Source organism: Mesorhizobium sp. M0166 (genome assembly GCF_040322255.1).
Classification (GTDB): Bacteria; Pseudomonadota; Alphaproteobacteria; order Rhizobiales; family Rhizobiaceae; genus Mesorhizobium.
Window position 1 is genome coordinate 1 of the sequence record NZ_JAMYTD010000038.1, and the last position, 14,517, is coordinate 14,517.

Sequence of the window (14,517 nt, forward strand, 5' to 3'; positions counted from 1 at the left end):
TCGGGAGAGAACTTGTTGGTCGTCTTGCTTGTCATGGCTCCACCTTCTCAGGAGTTGGAGCCTCCGATCAACCCGGGGCGGTTCATATCGTCCGGGTCGAGACCGTGGTGTAGAGCGCGGTGATGTCGAGCATGCTGTGCCGGATTATTCGAAATGCGCGTGCTGACGAGCGCAGCTGAAGGCAGTCAGGTCTCATGGTTCAAAGGTAGCGGCCAGCCCCGCCCCGGAAGGCGTGGTGCGGCCAGCTATTAAATCATCCCGCCTAGCTGACCGAGGCCTGTGGACGACTTCACCCATTTCCGTCAAAGGCCGGTTCTCCCTGCTTTCTTTGTGTCGGCGGGGGTGTCGATGACGACTGGCAAGTCTGGTAGGATCAGATAGCGCCATCGGACGCTGGGCTCGTGCAATCCTTTTTCAATCTGACCTGATCATCCTCCCCAGCCGCCGCCCCCGCTTCCACCGCCGCGTCCGCCACCGCCCCCAGACGGAATGACAGGCGCGGGAACAGGCTCGTCCTCAACCGGTATAATCACTTTCTTCGCAGTTTTTTGTTTGCGAACGGGCTCGACGACCTTCGGCGAAGGAACCCGGCGAAGGATCTTCGGCTGGGGCGTTTCGACCAGTGGCGTCGGTTCAAGTTTCGGAACCAGGGAAGTGCAGCCCATAAGCCCCGCCAAGAAGCCGGATAACGCTGTTCCAAGTATTGCTTGTTTCAAGACTCCGCCCGCCATTGTCTCCTCCTTGGTCAAAACAAGTCCCGACGCGGATTGGCTTCTTCCCAGACTCGTCTGGCCGCGTTAACCAGTTGGGTGTCTTGTGAACCGGAGCCAGGAAGCCTCGATTTCATTTCCTGTCGCAATTGCTTCAACGCCGCTGTTTTTGGCTTCGGTCCGAACTTCGCAAGCGTCCTCTGGGCGTCCGGCAGTTCTTTGCGCACGTCAAGTGCGGCCGCAAGCGCAAGGAAGCGCACGGCAAGGGCCTGGTCGGTCTTGTCGCCCTTTTGCATCTCGAGGGCCGCGCGATCGTAAGCTGCGAACGGATCACCCCGCGCGATCCCAATTTCGAACAATCTTTGCGCTTCTGCGAGGCTCCGTTCCACACCGACACCGTCCCGATACATGCGTGCGAGGCTGCCAGGCGCATAGGGCTGGCCGAGATCGATTGCCTGCTGAAATAGCGCTAGTGCCGTTTTGGGATCCTTCTCAACGCCCTGCCCGGACAAGTAATTGCGCCCGAGCAGGTTCATGGAATACATGTCCTGCCGCTGGACACCGGCTTGCAGGAAGGCAACAGCGCGGGCCGGGTCAGCGGTTACGCCGTTGCGGCCCTCGGTGAAGATCGCGGCCAGATCGTTCATTGCATAGGTGTGCCCCATAGCGGCCGCCTTGAGCAGCAGGTCCAAACCCTTGCTGGTGTCGGGCTTGACGCCGTAGCCATTGAACAACGCGCGACCCCACGACGTCATCCCGTAGGGATCGCCTTTGTCGGCGGCCGCCGCGTAAAGGGCATTGGCCTGGGTGCGGTCCAGGGCCACGCCGGTTCCGGTCGCATACATGTAGCCGAGTTCGAACACCGCGCGTACATGTCCCTTCCTGGCCGCCTCCTCGATGGCTGTCTTGGCTTGTTCGACCTTGCCTGCCGCAAGCAGCGCCCGCCCCAGTTCATAGCGGAAGCGCGGGACTTCCGGATAAGCCTTCGCCGCGGCCTCGCAAAGATCCACCGCGCTAGCGCCAATTTCGTTCGGCAGCAGGCCGGGGGTGACGCCTTGCAGATCGAGAGGTTCGCCGGCAGCCGTGTCGCACGGATCGATCGTCGGCGACAGTTTCATCGTGGCCGGCTTTGATGAGCTGCTGTCCGCCCGGATTTCGAAACCGACCTCGACCTTGGCTTGCGCGCCGATCTGCGGTTCATAGCGCAGCCGGTCGACCTCCCCGGCCATCAGGCTGGACTGCGGCGACAGCGTTCGATCGGGCAGCGAGAGCGTTCCCGTTGCCGGATAACTCGATACTTTCAGGCTGACGGCGGGATCATCGGTCGGGAAATCCAGGTTCAGCGCAATTGGACCCACGCCCACGGGAACTTCGATGTCGCGGTTGCCGATCGCCTCGGCCGCGCCGGTGATATGAATGCCACGCTCCAGCACCTGCTGCTTCTGCTCGGCCTCGAGCGAAGCCACGATCTGTTCGCCTTGCGCGCCTTCGCCGCTCTTGACCCGGAACACGACGATGCCTTGGGTCTGGCCACCCCAGTCGTCATGCGTCGCATAGGCCAGCATGTCGACCTCTTCCTGCGGGGCGACTCCCTTGGGAACATCCATCTGCAGACGCGGCAGATCCTTGCCTTGGATCGGCACGCCCAACTCGACAGGCTTGCCGTCCAGCATCAAACGCCCCAGGGTGGGCGGTCTTTCGATGCTCAGGGTAATCGTGCCACCATCGACATCGACCGGTTCAGGCAGACCCAAATCGACGGGTCCGACCCCCGACAGCACGACCTTCTCCAGCACCGGCGGCAGCGAGGGTCGATTGCTGCGGCGCATCAGGACGACTTCGTCGATCAGCGATGAGTTCTCCCAGGGAACCTGGAGGCCGTTTGTGGCCTCGACCACATCGCGGCGCACCGCCGCCATCACGGTGCGGATCTCCTGGTTCGGGGCCAGCGCGCGACGGGAAAACGCAGCCGAAAACGGGCTGAGTTCGCCGGCGCCGTCATAAGCCGCCGCGCCGGGTTCGGTGGCGAAAGCAATCAAGGTGTTCAGCGAGCTCCTCACCTGCGCGAGCCCGGTATTGCCGGCAGTAATGAGCTGGTCTCTCAGCCAGTAATTCTTGCGCGGAAACGGATTGTTGCGGCAGGCGTCGAGTATGATCACCTGGATCTTTGATTTCGAGCGTAACTGTTCCAGCACATCGTTGAGCTTGATGGCCTGGACTTCGATGTCCGCCGCCTCCTTCAAGGAGGCATCCACCGGGATCAGAAAATTTTCGCCGCCGATCTGGAAACCGTGGCCGGAGTAGTAGACGACGGCCAGTTCTGAGCCGTCTGCGGCGGCAAGATAGTTGCGGAACTGCTCCTCGAATTGCAGCTTCGTCAGATCGCTTGCGACAAAGACGTCGAATCCTGCCAGTCGGAACGTTTTGGACACGTCCTCGGCATCCTTGGCCGGGTTTTTGAGTGCGGGGAATTGTCGGTACTCCGAGTTGCCGATGACAAAGGCGACCCTTCGGTCAGCGCAAGCCTCAAAGGTCGTGAAGCTCGCGAGGAGGAAGGCTGCGATGATTCCGCAAAGTCGGAGCATGGCAAATCCCTTGAACGCTATTGCCTCGCCCACAAGAACACGGCATGTGCCAGCAAGGTCCGTCAGAGAGCATGCAATCTGCCGAGACAAAAAGAGAGAAAAGCCGTCGCGACAGCGGGCATATTCCTCACTTGATTGAATGCTAAATTACATGAGGGACCGAGTGTCTGCAACGTCTGTCACACCTCCAGGCGTGCTCTTCCGACCCTGGCGCTCTGCTCGGTCGGCCACGCGAGACTTACGAGCCTGCCAGTTCAACCACGCTACGGATCAAATCCGGGTCACGAAACAGCTCACGGCGACACAGAGCTGGACCCGCGGCCGCGCCAGACCACATGGCCGCTAGACAGTCGACCGGATTGAGCACTGCGGCGGCCGTCGTAAGCAAACTCTTGCCGTTGCCCAGCGAAGCGACATTTTCACGATTGTCCCGGCAGCTCGAATTGAAAAGCCCGGCGGCTCTGCGCGGTTTTCCACCATCGAGACGAGGCAAGATTGTTGGGTCCGAGTGTATGGCGGAGGGGGTCGTGTCCCCACAGGTGGTGTAGCTCGGCGGTAGCGAAGCCGTTCGCGAGCGCGCCCTTGATAGCGCTGTAGCGAGCGAGCGGCTTTGCGGTGGTCATCGGCGCTTTCCGGTAGGGTTTGGTTGTTGACGCCAACCCATTTCGGAAGGACCACCGATAACCGACGACATGATGAACCTGCGCACGCTCGTGGAGAAGACCCCGGATGCCGATCTCTTGCGCGAGATGATCGGCTTTGCCGCCGAGCGGCTGATGGAAATGGAGGTGGGCGCGGCAACCGGCGCCGCCTATGGCGAGAAGAATCCGCTGCGGCTCGCCCAGCGCAACGGCTATCGCGAGCGCGACTGGGAGACGCGGGCCGGCACGGTCGAGCTACGCATCCTGAAGCTCAGGAAGGGTTCCTACTTCCCCGGTTTCCTCGAACCGCGCCGCATGGCCGAGAAGGCGCTGACCGCCGTCATCCAGGAGGCCTACGTCCAGGGCATCTCGACCCGCTCGGTCGACGACCTGGTCAAGGCCATGGGCATGAGCGGCATCTCGAAGAGCCAGGTCTCTCGGCTGTGCGAGGAGATCGACGGCAAGGTCAAGGCCTTCCTTGAGCGGCCGATCGAGGGCGACTGGCCATACCTGTGGATCGACGCCACCTACCTGAAGGTCCGCCGCGGTGGGCGGATCGTCTCGGTCGCTGTCATCATCGCCGTCGGCGTCAACGCGGCCGGCCGGCGCGAGGTGCTGGGCATGGAGATTGGCACGTCGGAGGCCGAGCCGATCTGGACGGAGTTCCTGCGCAAGCTGACACGTCGCGGCCTGCGCGGCGTCAAGCTCGTCGTCTCCGATGCCCACGAAGGGATCAAGGCGGCCGTCACCAAGGTGCTGTGCGCGACATGGCAGAGGTGCCGCGTCCACTTCATGAGGAACGTGCTGGCCCATGCCGGCAAGAGCGGGCGCCGGGTCGTCTCAGCCTTCATCGCCACCGCCTTCGCCCAGGAAACGCCCGAGGCCGCGTCCGTACAATGGCGCGCCGTCGCCGACCAGATCCGGCCGAAGGTGCCGAAGCTGGCGACAATCATGGACGACGCCGAGCCGGACGTGCTTGCCTACATGACCTTCCCGAAGGAGCACCGTGCCAAGCTGCACTCGACGAATCCCATCGAGCGCCTCAACGGCGAGATCAAGCGGCGCACCGAGGTCGTCGGAATCTTCCCGAACGACGACGCGATCGTGCGCCTCGTGGGCGCAATCCTGCTCGAACAGAACGATGAATGGGCAGTGCAGCGGGCCAGATATATGACTCTGGAAACGATCAGCCAGATGAGCGATGATCCCCTGATCAGCCTGCCAGCCGTGGCGCGCTGATCAGCCCGGCCCATGCCGGAGAGCACGGCGACCAATGTCGTCAGCTACACCACGCCGCGGGACACGATCGCGGAGGGAGAGGAACTCGTATCCAACCTTCTGCGCACCTCACCAGACAATCGTTCATATACGCCGAACGGATCGCCGGAACAGCGATCGGTACGAGCCAGGTTGCTTTAGCTGCGGCAGGCGGGCCTAAACCACGCCATGCTGTGGTCGCGTGCCAGGAAGGGTACGCGTGGAACAATGGCTTCTCTAGAAAACGCCGCCAATCCCAATTCCGCCACTGATATCGGGAGGAGCCGCTGCGGGAGGCGAGGATTGCGGCTGCGAGTTTCTGGCATTTTTTCGGCTGGGAGCACCCTTTTTCCGCACGGGGGCGACGTCTGAGGCGACACTTGCTCGCCTTGGCCTCTGCAGTACGGTCACGGGGTCTTTGCAGATGCGGCCGGAGTGCAAAAAGAGCTCCCCCAGAAGTTCAACGGTCGGCTCGGTGGCCGACGGTGTCCGCTTGATGTTCTTGTAATACGTGCTGAGAGCATGGAGCGAGCCCTTGCCCCAATCTCCGTCAACCGTCATGCGATAACAACCCAGGCGGCGCAATTCTGTCTGGACACTGCGTACGAGCTCGGCTTTCTTTTCAGGCTTCGTTGCACCAGCCTGCGTGCCAACGATCAATGTTTCAAGACCGGAGATCACACTTTTCCGGGCCCCTTCGAGGCTGGCAGTCTCCGTACCGACCGCATCGGCTGAAGCGCCGGATGGCGCCGAGGCGTCCAGCGATCGTAAAGTCTGTCCCACGATAATCACCGCAGTCTGCAAGTCGTTGGAAGCAAGTTCTACCTGCAGTCTTTGCTTCGCGACAGGATCCGACAGGATACGCGATAGGCTGGCGCTCAACTGAGCCGGGTCGAGCACTTGCTGCTCGGTGAAGTAAAACTGCTCGCGAAGATTGGACTGATCCCACGGGACCTGACGACCGGCAGTGAGTGCTTCAGTCTCGTTGCGCACGCGGATCATCATGTCCGAAATGCTGAGCCCTGGGATCTCGACATTCTTCACCAGGGCTGTAGTGAACGGGCTGTTGTCTCCCGAGCCGTCCGCCGTGATGTTGCCTGGCTGGGTTGCAAAGGCAACAAACGTGTTTTCGCCCACTTCGACCTGCGCGAGCCCATTCATTACGCTTGGGCCTTTGCCCATCGGGTTGTTTCGGCACGCGTCGAGGAAAATGAAGGTCTGCCGTTCCCGACTTGAGAATCGTGCGATCAGGTCGTTAAGCTTGATTGCTTTCGCAGTCAGTTCCCCGATGGTTTCAGGATCGGGCGTGTCGACCGGCAGCAGGTAATTTTCGCCCTGAAGCTGCAGGCCATGGCCGGCGTAGAAGATCAGTACCGCGCTAGCGCCCACAAGCTTGCCATCGGCATGGCGAAAGAGTTCGCCGAAACCGGCAAGGGAGAGATCCACTCCCAGCAGCACATCAAAATTCAGCCTTCTCAGGCTTTCGGAAAGCCTTGTGGCGTCGTTCACCGCATTGGGCAAGTGTGGGAGACGAACGCTTTGGTAGTCGGAGTTGCCGATGACAATGGCGAGCCGCTTGCTTGGTTGTTCCGTTGGTTCATCTTCGACCGCCGCTTGAGCGCGTACCGATCCAACCAGTGCCACCAGCAGAACCATTATGATGCGCAGGAAGGGGCTGTGGGTCCTGTAACAGGCTCGTTTCAGCATGCGACAATCTCAGAGTCGTCGAAGTGTCGAACCGGCTCACGCTACTCTTGCGCGTGAAACTTATGTCTCGGAGTGCAGCGGCTTTTTTACACCAGAAATCACCTCAAAGAAAGCGCAAGGGTGGTGCTAGCCCGCTTTCTTGACGCAGTGCTCATCCGAGAGAGTAGCGCTGGCGCGTGCAATCGACAATCCGGTCGGCAAGCTCCGCCGCAGGTTCTAGCAAGCAGAAATCGAGCAATGTACGAAACCCATATCCCACGCGGCGAGAACCTGCTACACTCTTGGCAGCGCCGGTGCAATATGTTGCACCCACGCTGCCACAGCCAGATATTGCATTGAGACTCTTCTGCGTATCGCATCCCTTATTACATTGGCTTTGTAGTTAAGAGGGGAAAGGACAATGAAGGAAAGCTTCGCTCGGCGCTTGTGCGCAGCGGGCATGTTCTCGTTTGCCGCTGCATTGATCTTACTGCCTTCTCAAGCAAGCGCCTGCATTATCGACAGTGAAGGCGTCTTTCTGGACACGAACTGCTATCTTGGAGGTGCGACCAACAGCGTAATTGTCGACACGTCTTTGCGGGCGCTTGGTGATGTAGTTGACAGCGTGGTCGAAGCGGACGTCGGCCTCGCGAACGGGGTTCCGCTCGCCCAGTCTACGCCGTTCGGTGTTTTCGCTTCCGGTCAGTTGGCTCGCACGGAACATGACGGCTTCTCGATTTCGAATAGCTTGGGCGTGCTCGATGGGCCGAGCTTCCGCGTCGATGAATTCTCCGCTGCCATCAGCGTCGACTTCAATGCCGCAAAGCATTTTGGATTCGGCAGCGAGCATGGACTGAACCTCGGCCTGTTCGCCGGGTATGCCTCGGCCAAAGTCGATTCCGATGCGTTCGGGTTCATCGGGGAGGGTGAAGCAACCAACAGAAGTGGGATGTTCGGCGGCTACGGGCTCATTCGACGCGGCACGAGCTATGCGCTCGTGGCAGCATCTGCCTTCCTTGGGAACACCGACATCGAAAGGGGGGGACGCACTTTCGGCAGCTACGACACACAGGGTTATGCACTAACAGGCTCAATTGGTCGCATCTTCAACCTGACCGATCGGGTGCGACTCGACATCCGTGGCGGATTGTTGGGCGTCATCTTTACCGGCGATGGATACACAGACAGCTTTGACACTGTCTATGGAAAGAGCCGGTTGTCGTTTGGCGCAGTCAAATTCGAACCTGGAGTTTACGGTGATTTTCTGCTCGGCAATGGCATGGTGATCAGCCCCTATGCGCGATTGGATATCCAGCAGCGCTTCGGCTATTCCAACACGGCAAGCGCCGACGGTAGACAGAGTGACTTTGACGACGCGGACTTTTCGGCTGCACTGTCGTCCGGCTTCAACCTGAAAATGTCTCAATCGATAATGCTCAGCAGCGAAATTCGCGGTAAGTGGTCTCAAGACAGTTCAACCGTCAGCGGCAAGCTGGGTGTGAAGATCGCCTTTTGAATTCGGGATTGGGATCCGGTAATTGGGCTGGCCAGCAAAAAAGCTGATCATCGCCATTACCAGCTATTCAGCGGCGGGATGCGTTTGATGCGGCTGGTCAATAGCGCGGGCGATGACCCGGGGAGCGGGTCCAGCAGGGTGCCCAAGCGCGGATGGTGGCCTTCCCGCTGGGGATGAAATGCAGATTGGCGAATCCTCGTCATCGCGGTGGTGGCTCCGCTCGGTCGGCCGCGCGAAACCTACGAGCCAACCAGCTCAGCCACAACGACAGATCAAACCGGGGTCGCGCCGAGGCAGTGCTGCTTTTCCAAGGCGCTTTAGGGTCGCCAGTATGCCGGCCTTTATGCGCCGCGCAGTCGCTGCGAACCCTCACTGCACCCCATTTTTTCAGCCCGCGCCCGCGCACTGGCCCGTTAACGGGATTCGGTCGAAGGGTGTGGAGACCGAGCTCCTACATCTTCGAGAGGAAGCGAGCGCCTTTGCCTTCTTGAAAGCTGCCGACGCTACACTTCTTTTTTGAGCAAGACGCGCCGGTCCGGCTTGAAGGGTGGGCCGATCCGATAACGGTTCACGGCGGTACAGAGCTTGATCCGGGACTCCCAAGAGACACCTCTCGATCCGCGGAAGATCGGGTCTGCGCTAGGCCGGCCATCGTATGGCACTTAGCCGTCAGAATTTTGGCAGTTAGGGCCGGATCTTGAAGTTTCAAACGAACTCTCTCAGCATGTCATCGCCGTGGCGTTAGCCGCGGCTTCCTTTAGCCCCTGTGCGCCGCCAGCAATGTCGCGTAGACATGCCTGCCGGCATTCGGCGCTGCGACGTGAGAATCCCATGCGAATGCTGTCGCGTACCCTCTTCCTCTTCCTAGGGCTCGCCGCCGCCAGCCTGTCGCCCGCCCGGGCTGCGGCGGGCGATTGCGCCGATGCCGCCGCGCTGGTGCAGCAGGCCTATCCCAAGGCCCGAAAGAGCGCCGGCGGCACCTCGTTCACGCTTGAACCCCATACCAGCATCGTCTCAACGCTCCCGCAGAGCGATGCGCCATTCGGACTGGCCTGCAGGACCTGGCCAGCCCATGACGACCTGCTACTGGTCGCAGTGCCGCTGATCGACACCGCTAGCGCCGACCACCTGCATGTCGGCGATATCGAGCTTCTGGTCATCGACAGGAAGAGCCTGCGGGTGCGCCAGCGCCTGCTCCAACCCGGTCTGATGACCGATGACATGATTGTCATTGAAAAGGTGGAATTCGACACCGGCCGTTATGCACTGGCCCCCGATGTCAGCGCATTCGGCCTGCGCATCGAAATGGCGCACCATTCGCTGACCGCCCCCTTCACTGAAACCGACCTGCGGCTTTACGCTCTCGTGCGCGGTGAACTCAAGGTGGTGCTCGACGGCCTCGTGGTGGCCGGCTCTGGCGGCGACAGCGATGGCAGTTGCGCCGGATTCTTTCATTCCAGCCAGGTCAGCCTGGCGATAAGCCCGGCGAGCCATCATGGCTATCACGATATCACCGCGGTTGAGCGGACGAATACCGACAATCCCTTCCCCGACCAGAATGGCGAATGCCAGTCCCATCCCGGCAAGGCTGTGAAGCGTACCTACCGGCTGCGCTATGACGGCAGCCGCTATGCGGTCCCCGCGGCACTCAAGGTGATGGGGTTGTGACGCGGCCGCACACGTCCCTGCCTTGGTTCGTCAATGTTATCAATTCCAGTTGAATGGGTATCGACCGTTAATTCTCTCGTGCTAGGAGGCGCGCAAGGGGGCTCTTCTCGAAGGAGCTGATGATTTGTGGTGGTCAAGATTCAAAAGGGGTTTTGCCGGAACGTGGGACGACAGACTGGACGGACTATTCTCCGCAAAGGTCGACTACGCCGGAAAATCCATTCTCGATGTTGGCTGCAATATGGGTGTTGTCGCCTATGAGATATCCAAGCTGAAACCCAGTTCGATCCATGGGATCGACATTGCCAAGCCGCATATCGAGACTGCAAAAATGTTATTGAGCGGCTCCCCGGTGCATGCCCGGTTCGATCGCCTGAATCTTGGCAGCCGGCGCCTCGGCAATATTCTTCTACCGAAATATGATATCGTCCTGCTGCTGGCCGTCTATCAGCACATGCAGCGCAACATCGGCCCAGGCAAGGCGCGAAGGGTGCTTTCCAATATTGTGAGGCGCACCTCGAACGTCGTTGCCCGCGTTCCGCCTGGAACGGATGGCGAATTTATCGAAACGCTCTCTGACGAGGGTTTCCAGGTCAAGAGCACTCACACGTCGCCTCTTGGTAGTCATGTGCTGGTGCTGGAGAAACCCACCCCAGGAAATCCGCAGCCATAGGGCCTCGCCAGTGGCAATCTGCCCCACTAACATCCCATGTGTCAGCAGCGGGCGCCGACCCGCTGCTGGCTGCAACTCACCCCGGGAGCTCCGATTCGCCGGCAGAAAGCATTTTTGCAGATGGACTTCGCGCCAATGCCGTTGACATTGAGGGCCGCGGCCGCGGTGTTCTCTGCCACCGCCTTAACAGACCGGATGCGCCCGCTGGCGTAGGTGACGAATACCAATTTGGCCGTCACGGCGAGAGCGCTGGCCGTCCGGCCTGCGGTCAGCGCGCCGCCGGTGTCCAAATTCAGCCATGTGCGCTATCAGCTCGCAGGCGCCCGTTCAGCGCTCACGGCTCATGGCGCCGGACGGGTGAACAGAACTCGGAATTGCTTCTCCGCACGCCGCAGTCCCTCATCTGTCAGAACCACTGAGTTCGCCTTGTTTGCCGGATTCGCGATCAGCCCCTTCTCGTGCAGGCGATCCAGAGCATTCCAATCCAACCCCTTCCAGGCGCGCCTCTCTTCATGCAGCGTCAGCCAAAGCAGGCCCATAACGGCATCGTCGATCTTGTCGGTGTCGATCTCCATGCAAGCAGTCTAACATGCGAGAAGGCCTCTGCCACGATCCACACCGGATGGCTACTGCCTGCCACGAGCGTTCGCCTGAAAACAAATGCTCCACTCAGGCGTCACATCCTCGACGGCGTCATTGGGGGGCGACAATCCGGGACGGGATTGGAGTTCATCATGATGCCTAAGCGGCCGTGGCAGCCATTGCCGCCGGCAATGAAATGCGGATCGGCGAAATCCTCGTCGTCGCTCTGGTTGCGCTGACCGTAGGCGAGCGGCGCACCATTCAGGTGCACGTCATGCTGCCGGCAGCGCGAAATACCGCGTCACCCGCCGCGGTGTCCCATTTCATAGTGCGGCCGAAACGCGGATACGTTTCGCGGGACACTTTCTTTTCCGACGCGCTCTCCGGCCGCAGAAGGCTCAGGCACCACGAGAAGCAGGCCGCGAAGCTCATCGAAGACATGAAGCATGTCGAGGCGGTCCTGCATTTGTTGGAACCTGGCTTCAATGCCCGCGCCATGTCCGTCAAGCGGCGATCCAAACCCACTGTTCAAGCGCGGCTATATCATCCGGGCCGCCATTGACGCTCTGAGGACCGCTACAGCGCCAATGAGCGCTGAGGAGATAGCGTTGGTCCTACTCCGCTCAAAGGGCGTTGAAGCGCCTACGCGAGAAGAATTGCATTTGATGTATGGTGCGGTGAGCGCATCGCTTAAGATCAATGCCAGCGTGACCCTACACGACGGGCGCTCGCGCCGCTGGACCCTTGTCTAAACCCTAGATTTCCGCCATCCCGCTTTGCGCGCAGCTTCCTCAGAGCAAAACCAGCGTTCGCCTTTAAGAAGATTGATGCGCGTCTCCCTATAATATTCCTGTCCGGGAACGTGATAGATTTTCTCGCCAGTGTTGTAGCTGATATTGCCCTTGATGCCGCAGCCTACAGCGGCGGGAGCGAGCTCAAGGGCGAGCAGGCCAGCCAAGACCGCTCCCCCGGTCGCGATCTTCGCCCACAATGGCGTCCCATCCGAACGATGGCGCCTGCGGCGATAACGCGCGCGGTTGTACCGAGTGTCCTGATAATGGCGGACCATGCCTTCTCCCCTTGGGGAGAATGCTTCCTTTGCGGCAGAGAGTCCAGAACTGGCCTTATGCCGCCAGACGGCGTTGCCAATAGCCGGTGAAATCGACTCATGGTTTCCGCTTCAAAGCGTTTCCGGCAAGACGCTCGACTTGTTCGCCGTTGGTGTTGCGCCGGTTTGTCTTCGCGCCATGCCGCTTCCTGAGCGTAGCGGAGGAGATAGACGCCAGCGATATGGTGACCAAGGCCGATTTCCGCCCGACGCAACCGGCTGAAATATTCCTCCGCCACCATTTACCTGATCATGCCGGTTCACCGGCATGATATGTTTGTCTGCTAGGTCGGCAAATCCCGTGGCGGTTGCGCCATAATACCGTTTTCATCGAGCGGACACTGACTCTGGTACCGTGCCGGGAATGAGCTATAGTTCAGATACTAAGACGGCCGGGCGCTTGCACAATGGCTGGACTGGGTGAACAGATTGCGCGTCAGCAGCGCGCCATGGGACCGCTCCTGGTGGCGGCGGTGGTCATTGGCCTTATCGGTCTGCCCGTGGCAGCCTGGCTCGACCTGCGAGACCTGTCGGAACGCATGCTGCGCAGGCAAGCCAGCGAAATCAGCCGGATCATCGACGAAATGCGCGGATTCTACGGCAGCGATGTCGTGGGACGCGTGCTGCAGGCACACGGCGCCGTGACTGCGACGCACAACTACCGGGACGTGCCGGGTGCGATCCCTATTCCGGCGACCCTCTCGATCGAACTTGGCAAGCGCATCAGCGCCCACGACGGGTCCGTCAAATATCGGTTCGTCTCGGATCTGCCTTTCAAAGGTCGCGCCCCCCACCAGCTCGATGCGTTCGAGCGGAATGCAATCTTGGCTTTGCGCGCCAACCCGAAGGAGCCGATCATCGAAGTCTCGGGTTCACTGTTTGACCGGCAGGTCCGCGCCGTGGCCCCTGTAATAATGGGACAAGTCTGCGTGACCTGCCATAACTCACACCCGGACAGCCCCAAGACCGACTGGAAGGTAGGGGATGTTCGAGGTATCCAGGAGATATCGGTCAATCAGCCTATTGCTGCGAACGTGCTGACCTTCAAGTATCTGCTCCTATATTTCGGCTTCGCGGCGGCGGCGGGCCTGACGTTCATTCTCCTGCAGCGTCGGCAGTCCGCGTTGATCCAGGGGATCAACAAGGAGCTTTCCGAGGCAAACGACTTCCTGGCCGCGATTTCATTGAAGATCGCCAAATACCTTTCGCCTCAAATCTACAAAAGCATCTTCAGCGGCCAGAAGGACGTCACCATCGCGACCGAGCGTAAGAAGCTCACGATCTTTTTCTCCGACGTCAAGGATTTCACCGCGATCGTGGAACGGCTCCAGCCCGAGGACTTGACGCTTCTCCTCAACGAGTATTTCACCGAGATGTCGACGATCGCGCTCAGACACGGCGGCACCGTCGACAAGTTCATCGGCGACGCGCTTCTTGTGTTTTTCGGCGACCCCGAGACGCAAGGCGTCGAGGAAGACGCGAGAGCCTGCTTGCGCATGGCTGTCGACATGCAGCGTCGGGTGGAGCAGTTGAACAGGGTGTGGCGTGATCGCGGAGTTGAACGGCCCTTCCGAGCTCGCATGGGCATCAACACGGGCTATTGCAATGTTGGGAACTTCGGTTCCGATGATCGGATGGACTACACGATCATCGGAGCCGAAGCGAACCTGGCGGCCCGTCTGCAGTCGATTGCCGAGCCCGGCGGCATCTGCCTCAGCTACGAGACTTACGCGCTCGTGCGCGACCTCGTCCGAGCACGTCCGTTGGCACCGATTGCCATGAAGGGGATCAGCCGGGAGGTCGTCCCCTACGAAGTCGAGGGCCTCCTGGGTGAACTCGCCCAGCGCCCTCAGGTCATCAGCGAGCACGCGACTGGCCTCGACCTGTTCCTCGACGTTGAGGCAATCGACGAGAACGGCGTCGAGCGGGCGAAGAAACGACTTTCGGAGGCGCTCCTGGCCTTAACCATCCGAACGAAGCCCGCCGCATTTTAAGTTCTTGTTCGTGACGCAATGTCGACCGGAGCCTGCCACAGAAATCAGGTTCAATGCCGTCTCGGCCACCGTTATTGACGCACTCGGGTGCTATCAC

Annotated in this window: 10 protein-coding genes and 2 pseudogenes; 5 read left to right on the top strand and 7 right to left on the bottom strand. The window is 60.3% G+C overall.

What is annotated here, in order from left to right; translation table 11 throughout:
- Positions 1 to 745: 745 nt before the first annotated feature.
- Together NKJ46_RS27705 and NKJ46_RS27710 are read right to left on the bottom strand one after the other, a co-directional pair.
- The gene (locus NKJ46_RS27705; protein WP_352669228.1) at positions 746 to 3,328 is read right to left on the bottom strand and encodes a caspase family protein; all 2,583 of its coding nucleotides are present in this window, start codon (positions 3,326 to 3,328) and stop codon (positions 746 to 748) included.
- A 386-nt stretch (positions 3,329 to 3,714) separates the two neighbouring features.
- Positions 3,715 to 3,918, bottom strand: a complete 204-nt coding sequence (locus NKJ46_RS27710) for a hypothetical protein (RefSeq protein WP_352669230.1) — start codon at positions 3,916 to 3,918, stop codon at positions 3,715 to 3,717.
- Positions 3,919 to 3,975: 57 nt separating this feature from the next.
- Between NKJ46_RS27710 and NKJ46_RS27715 the strand changes: the two genes are divergently transcribed.
- Entirely contained in the window at positions 3,976 to 5,175 is a 1,200-nt protein-coding gene (locus tag NKJ46_RS27715; protein WP_352669319.1) for an IS256 family transposase, read from the top strand.
- Between the two features lie 255 nt (positions 5,176 to 5,430).
- Here the strand turns inward: NKJ46_RS27715 and NKJ46_RS27720 are convergent, their stop codons facing one another.
- Positions 5,431 to 6,900: a caspase family protein gene (locus NKJ46_RS27720; protein WP_352669232.1), complete on the bottom strand. Its 1,470-nt coding sequence runs from the start codon at positions 6,898 to 6,900 to the stop codon at positions 5,431 to 5,433.
- Positions 6,901 to 7,300: 400 nt separating this feature from the next.
- Here NKJ46_RS27720 and NKJ46_RS27725 point away from each other — a divergent pair, with 400 nt between their 5' ends.
- The 3 genes from NKJ46_RS27725 (at position 7,301) to NKJ46_RS27735 (ending at position 10,736) form a co-directional block, all read left to right on the top strand.
- Positions 7,301 to 8,395: an autotransporter outer membrane beta-barrel domain-containing protein gene (locus NKJ46_RS27725; protein ID WP_352669234.1), complete on the top strand. Its 1,095-nt coding sequence runs from the start codon at positions 7,301 to 7,303 to the stop codon at positions 8,393 to 8,395.
- 831 nt (positions 8,396 to 9,226) lie between these two features.
- Complete coding sequence (locus NKJ46_RS27730; RefSeq protein ID WP_352669235.1) at positions 9,227 to 10,063, top strand: PA3715 family protein; 837 nt, start codon at positions 9,227 to 9,229, stop codon at positions 10,061 to 10,063.
- 124 nt (positions 10,064 to 10,187) lie between these two features.
- On the top strand, positions 10,188 to 10,736 hold the full coding sequence (locus tag NKJ46_RS27735; protein WP_352669238.1) for a class I SAM-dependent methyltransferase: 549 nt from the start codon (positions 10,188 to 10,190) through the stop codon (positions 10,734 to 10,736).
- A 341-nt stretch (positions 10,737 to 11,077) separates the two neighbouring features.
- On the opposite strand, the gene NKJ46_RS27740 is transcribed toward NKJ46_RS27735, so the two are convergent.
- The 4 genes and pseudogenes from NKJ46_RS27740 to NKJ46_RS27755 all read right to left on the bottom strand — a co-directional run.
- The gene (locus tag NKJ46_RS27740) at positions 11,078 to 11,311 is read right to left on the bottom strand and encodes a DUF6429 family protein (protein WP_352669241.1); all 234 of its coding nucleotides are present in this window, start codon (positions 11,309 to 11,311) and stop codon (positions 11,078 to 11,080) included.
- 101 nt (positions 11,312 to 11,412) lie between these two features.
- Positions 11,413 to 11,672: pseudogene (locus NKJ46_RS27745) on the bottom strand (inositol monophosphatase family protein); the annotation flags it as partial.
- 394 nt (positions 11,673 to 12,066) lie between these two features.
- Positions 12,067 to 12,387, bottom strand: a complete 321-nt coding sequence (locus NKJ46_RS27750) for a sunset domain-containing protein (RefSeq protein WP_352669244.1) — start codon at positions 12,385 to 12,387, stop codon at positions 12,067 to 12,069.
- Between the two features lie 97 nt (positions 12,388 to 12,484).
- Positions 12,485 to 12,662: pseudogene (locus tag NKJ46_RS27755) on the bottom strand (transposase); the annotation flags it as partial.
- Between the two features lie 171 nt (positions 12,663 to 12,833).
- Between NKJ46_RS27755 and NKJ46_RS27760 the strand changes: the two are divergent.
- Positions 12,834 to 14,420 (top strand): adenylate/guanylate cyclase domain-containing protein, encoded by a 1,587-nt coding sequence (locus tag NKJ46_RS27760; RefSeq protein ID WP_352669247.1) that lies wholly within the window; start codon positions 12,834 to 12,836, stop codon positions 14,418 to 14,420.
- Positions 14,421 to 14,517: the final 97 nt, after the last annotated feature.